The sequence below is a fragment of the Enterococcus devriesei genome, assembly GCF_001885905.1.
GTDB lineage: Bacteria > Bacillota > Bacilli > Lactobacillales > Enterococcaceae > Enterococcus_A > Enterococcus_A devriesei.
This window is the reverse complement of record NZ_JXKM01000028.1, coordinates 1-3,928: the sequence shown is the minus strand read 5'-3', so window position 1 is coordinate 3,928 and position 3,928 is coordinate 1. Positions and strand designations below refer to the sequence as shown.

Genomic DNA, 3,928 nt, shown 5'->3' with positions numbered 1-3,928 from the left:
GAAAAACTTTGCAACAGAACCAATTGAAGGCACATTAGAATCAATGTTTTAACTTAAATAATAGAATGGACTTTCTCATTTACACAAAATTATTGACGCTCTCGGAGGGAGTCGTGGAAGATCAGCTGTTGACCTTGCTTAACGACAGAACAACGGTTGTTCATGATCATCTGACGATGAATTATGGGAGTGAGTTTTCTTATACGAATGTCGAATGCAATGCGCACTTATTGCGAGATTTGCGTAGTTGTGTAGAGAATACTCAGCATATATGGGCAGATGAACTAGCTCAACATATAAGTGATACGTATAAAAGGCGGAAACAACTACTCAGTGCGGGCACCCATGAATTCTCATTCATAGAAACAGCTGATTTCTTTATTCGCTTCGACGATCTCTGGTTAAGAGGTGACGGAGAAAACAAACAAGACTTATCCATTCACTATGCGAAAAAAGAGCGTGCCTTACTCAATCGACTGCAGAAATATCGAGTGGAGTATTTCTTATGGGTCGTTGATTTTGACCTTCCTTTTTCGAACAATGTCAGTGAACGTAGTTTACGTGGCACGAAATCGAAAATGAAAATTGCGGGTCAATTTCAACATATTACTGCAGCTAGAAATTATGCGACGATCCGCACATATACAGAAACGTGTAAACGCCATGGGATGAATATCGTGGATGCTGTTCAACGGGTCACAGAGGGGAATCCCTATACGTTGGCGGAAGTAATGAATAATCAAATAGACTGATGAAAATTTTGATTTTCATCAGTCTATTTGTATTTTCTAAAAGTAATCAGCCGTGAATAGTAACAGAAGTGTTGTACTATTAAGCATTAAGTGAGAAGTTTTATAGACATGTTTAATAATAGATAAGCTTCACTTTTCACATAGAACCGTAAAGAACTTCTTTTGAATGTAGTTTTGAATATTCATTTTTATTTATAAAAAAGCTAGTTTTCTTTTTGAATAAAATTTTGGTAAGAAAATTTACTCGTTAAAATTTTTCTTTCAGAAATAATAATTAATTCGTTATTTGTATTGTAAAGAGACTTAGTTACAACTAAAGCTGCCTCATCTTTGCTTTGCAAAAGATCAATTTCATCAGGATTTAATCTACGAGCTTTGTATTTTTCTTCAACAATTTTTAAAGGGATATCAATCGTATTAATTAACTTATCTAACCCTTCTTCTTTTAACTTAGCTTCATTAATGAAATTAAAATACTGGTTTTTCAAAATAATGGTCTCTAATGCTACAGGTATATCTAACAACTTACGCAATACTTGGATTTTAATAATATTGTGTTCTTGTTGTAAACCCATTTTCTGTCTTAGGCTTAATTGTGCAGCCTCTTTCTTGAAAAAAATTAGTTCACTAGTTAATTCTTCTGAATTCATACCTTCATAATGCGCTCTGAAATCAAGGTCAAAAAAAGAATTAATTGTATTTTTTTTAATGGAAGAAACAAAAGACCCTTTTCCCTGAATACGATAAATATACCCTCTATTTTCCAACTCATTCATGGTTAAACGAACAGTAGTCCGACTAACCGAGTATTCTTCGCAGATTTCTTTTTCTGTAGGAAGTTTATCATTTGGGGACATATCATTTTGAATTTGTTCTAATAGTGTATTAACCAACTGAACGTAAAGTGGTAATTTATTTGTATTATCTAGCATAATATTCTCCTCAATTTGTTATAACATAATTATTATCTAGAAGAGTGTTATAGTCAAGGACTATTTAACAGGACTGTTAACGCTTTAAAAATAGTATTGACAATGTTAAGAAAACGGTTAAAATATAAATTAGATGTAGTGTTGTTATAACAAATTCGAAAGGTGAGGTTAAAAATATGAATCAGAAGAGACTATTAGATTTTTCAGCATCAGACTTTTTATCAGTAAGGCCCATGGAATTAAAACAAGCTATTTTGGCATCAGAAGGAAGAACAGTTATGGCGGAGAATGTTGCGAGCTCATCTAATTTCCTAGCTGGAGTAACCAATGCTGAACTAGAGCGAGCAGCAGGTGCAGATTTGATTTTATTTAACGCATTGGATTTATTTGATCCTCAAATAGTTGGTATTCCTGATAATATCGAAGAAAGTCCTGTTGAGTGGATAAAAAAAGCAATTGGTAGACCAATTGGTGTAAATTTGGAGCCAGTTGATATTAAAGCCAGTATGAATGAAGCGAGATCAGAAATCTCAATTGGTAGAATTGTATCTCCTAAAACATTAAAACAAGCAAATAAGTTAGGTTTTAACTTCATCTGTTTAACAGGTAATCCTGGAACGGGTGTAACGAATGATGCAATTAAACATGCGATTGAACTTTCAAGAGAACATTTTGATGGATTGATTATTGCTGGTAAAATGCACGGTGCAGGGGTAGATGAGCCAGTAATGAACTTAGAAATTGCGAAACAATTTGTAGAAACGGGTATTGATATGCTTTTAGTTCCAGCACCTTATACGGTTCCTTATTTTATGGAGCAAGATTTAAAAGAGATAGCCGATTACGTTAGATCGCATAATAAAGGGAAATCAATTGAGGATAAAGTTTTGCTGCTAACAGCAAATGGAACGAGTCAAGATTCTTCAGATAGTGATACGATTAAAAAAATTGCTCTAGCTTCTAAAGCTTGTGGAGCAGATATTCAACACATCGGAGATTCACTTAACGGTATTTGTTTACCTGAAAACATTTTTGCTCTTGGTCAAGCTATACGTGGATACCGTCATCAAATGGTCATGCTAGGCAAATCTAATTTAAGATAAAAGGAGATTTAAGATTATGATGGATAAAGTTCAAGTCTTTGCTGCGAAGATAAGTAATCAACGTCACTTAATTGCATTGCGTGACGGTATGGCAAGTGTCATGCCGTTAATCATTATTGGTTCGATATTCATGTTAATTGGTAACTTTCCGGTACCAGCTTTTACAGACTGGTTAGATAATATTGGTTTATTACAATTTTTTAATAAAGCATCAGATTCTACATTTGGTATGATCGGATTAGGAGTAACTTTTTCAATTGCTTATAACTTGGCAAAACGTTATAAGGTAGACGCGTTGTCTGCGGGATTAATAGCAATTTCTGCTTTTGTCATACTAACGCCTATTCTTCAATCAGAAGCAGGTAATGGCTTCCCAACAAAATATTTAGGAAGTTCTGGTTTATTTGTAGGGATCATTGTTTCTATTGTTTCGACAGAAATGTTCCAATGGTTTGTCAAACGAAATATAACAATTAAGATGCCAGATACTGTACCGCCAAACGTTAGTCGTGCTTTTACAGCAATTGTTCCAGGTTTCTTTATAATTTTGGCATGGTTCTTTATCTTAATTTTTCTTCATTACACTGGGATAGATGACATACACGCATTAATAGCTAATACAATTGCAAAACCACTTGGATTACTAACAAAAACTTTACCAGGCATTATATTTGTTATTTTTGTACAATGCTTCTTCTGGATGTTTGGGATTCATGGTGCTCAAGTTACCGGACCAATCATTGAGCCACTTTTATTACAAAATTCAGATGCAAATCGGATTGCATATCAAGCTGGCCAAGAACTTCCAAATATTATCACATATGAATTCTTATATAATTTTGTATTTACAGGGGGAGCAGGTTGTGTGATAGCTCTTGCCATACTGATTTTCTTATTCTCGAAAAGTAAGGAAAACAAAACTCTCGGTAAATTATCGATTGCTCCTGTTAGTTTCCAAGTTGCGGAGCCACTTCTATTTGGTTTTCCAACCATATTAAACTTTAAAATAGTTATTCCTTTTGTCACTGCACCAGTTGTTACAACTCTTATAACCTACTATGCTATGAAATTTGGAATTGTTTCCAAACCTATTGGCGCAGTTATTCCTTGGACTACGCCGCCAATTATTTCAGGATTCTTA

At 34.1% G+C, this 3,928-nt stretch carries 4 protein-coding genes; 3 read left to right on the top strand and 1 reads right to left on the bottom strand.

The features are described from left to right. Window positions 1-113 precede the first annotated feature (113 nt). Window positions 114-752: an IS66 family transposase gene (locus RV00_RS15720; RefSeq protein WP_005875654.1), complete on the top strand. Its 639-nt coding sequence runs from the start codon at window positions 114-116 to the stop codon at window positions 750-752. Window positions 753-955: 203 nt separating this feature from the next. On the opposite strand, the gene RV00_RS15715 is transcribed toward RV00_RS15720, so the two are convergent. Continuing rightward, complete coding sequence (locus tag RV00_RS15715) at window positions 956-1,684, bottom strand: GntR family transcriptional regulator (protein WP_005875656.1); 729 nt, start codon at window positions 1,682-1,684, stop codon at window positions 956-958. A gap of 176 nt (window positions 1,685-1,860) precedes the next feature. On the opposite strand from RV00_RS15715, the gene RV00_RS15710 reads away from it, so the two are divergent. Beyond that, window positions 1,861-2,787 carry a DUF7916 family protein gene (locus RV00_RS15710; RefSeq protein ID WP_002355406.1) on the top strand — a complete coding sequence of 309 codons (927 nt, stop codon included), beginning with the start codon at window positions 1,861-1,863 and terminating at the stop codon, window positions 2,785-2,787. Window positions 2,788-2,803: 16 nt separating this feature from the next. Then, on the top strand, window positions 2,804-3,928 hold a 1,125-nt coding region (locus tag RV00_RS15705; RefSeq protein WP_071863481.1), incomplete at its 3' end, for a PTS sugar transporter subunit IIC.